Genomic DNA, 1,107 nt, shown 5'->3' with positions numbered 1-1,107 from the left:
CTTTGGTGCTACGGCACCACCTTCCCCCCCCCCGCAAACGGGTGGGACAATAGGATGGGGAAGAACCCTCTGAACCGGCCGCCGGCAGGCGGCCTTAAAGGAGACATGTATGCTTTTATTTTCCATGATTTTACTGGGAGCCCTTATCGGCTTCGTAGGCGCCGGCGGGGCCGGCGTTACCATTACTCTTCTCACCGTAGGTTTTGGCGTGCCTATCCACACCGCTCTGGCGGTGGCCCTGGCTTCCATGACGTTTACCATGATTTCCGGCGCTGTCAGCCATTTCAGGGAACATGAAGTGGTGGTGAAAGTAGGCGCCGTCATCGGTGCAGGCGGCATTATCGGCGCCCTTCTGGGGGCTGCCGTTTCCAACCGTATGCCTTCCGACGACCTGAGCCTTATGACAGGTCTCATGGTCCTCTCCAGCGCCCTCATCCTTTACGTGAAGCTCTACCAGGCAGACTGGCTGAACCATCATCTTCACGTGAGGAAGACAATCCTCACCGGAAGGAAACTGTATCTCTACGGCATTCCCACAGGCATAGTCTCCGGCTTCCTGGCCGGCGCCTTCGGTATCGGCGCCGCGGCCTACATACAGATTGCCCTCATGGTCATCTTCGGCGTACCCCTTCTCCAGTCCATCGGCACCTGCATGATGATTATCCTCCCCATCTCCGCCTCCGGCGGCCTTGGCTACCTTGTCAGCGGCCATCTGGACCTCTGGATTTTCCTCCAGACCCTGACAGGACTTACCGTGGGCGCCTGGATCGGCGCCAAAATGACACACCTGGCCCCGCTCCCTCTGCTGAAAGCATCCATCGTGGCCCTCCCCACCATAGGCGGCGGTATTATGCTCCTCTTCCATTGACCTTACCTGCGGCGCTTTGGCGCCGCTTTTTACGTGGAAATCGAAATCTCCTGCTGCCATCTAAAGCATACATAGTGATTATAGCCGTGAAATTTAATAAAAATTTTTCGCCTCTTTTCAAAAATGAGGACCTCCCGTTATTTACATGGTAGAGGGGCATGAAAAGCCCGCGGTTCTACCGGAAATCACTCCATATGTTTCCCAGTTGGCCATAAGAAATGATTCTATGGAGTGATGGA

1 protein-coding gene is annotated in these 1,107 nt (G+C 55.5%); it reads left to right on the top strand.

The window, feature by feature from the left end:
- The first annotated feature begins 109 nt into the window (after window positions 1-109).
- Window positions 110-868, top strand: coding sequence for a sulfite exporter TauE/SafE family protein (locus Q0482_RS06845; RefSeq protein WP_299144943.1), 759 nt, complete (start codon window positions 110-112; stop codon window positions 866-868).
- The last annotated feature ends 239 nt before the right edge of the window (window positions 869-1,107 follow it).

Origin of the sequence: uncultured Dialister sp., assembly GCF_937959425.1 — a bacterium.
Taxonomy (GTDB): domain Bacteria; phylum Bacillota; class Negativicutes; order Veillonellales; family Dialisteraceae; genus Dialister.
Note: the sequence above shows the minus strand (reverse complement) of the source record. Positions and strands in the feature narration are given on the sequence as shown.

What these genes read in the sequence shown, in the direction of transcription:
- Q0482_RS06845 (WP_299144943.1), top strand. Translation starts at nt 110, where the DNA reads ATGCTTTTATTTTCCATGATTTTACTGGGAGCCCTTATCGGCTTCGTA.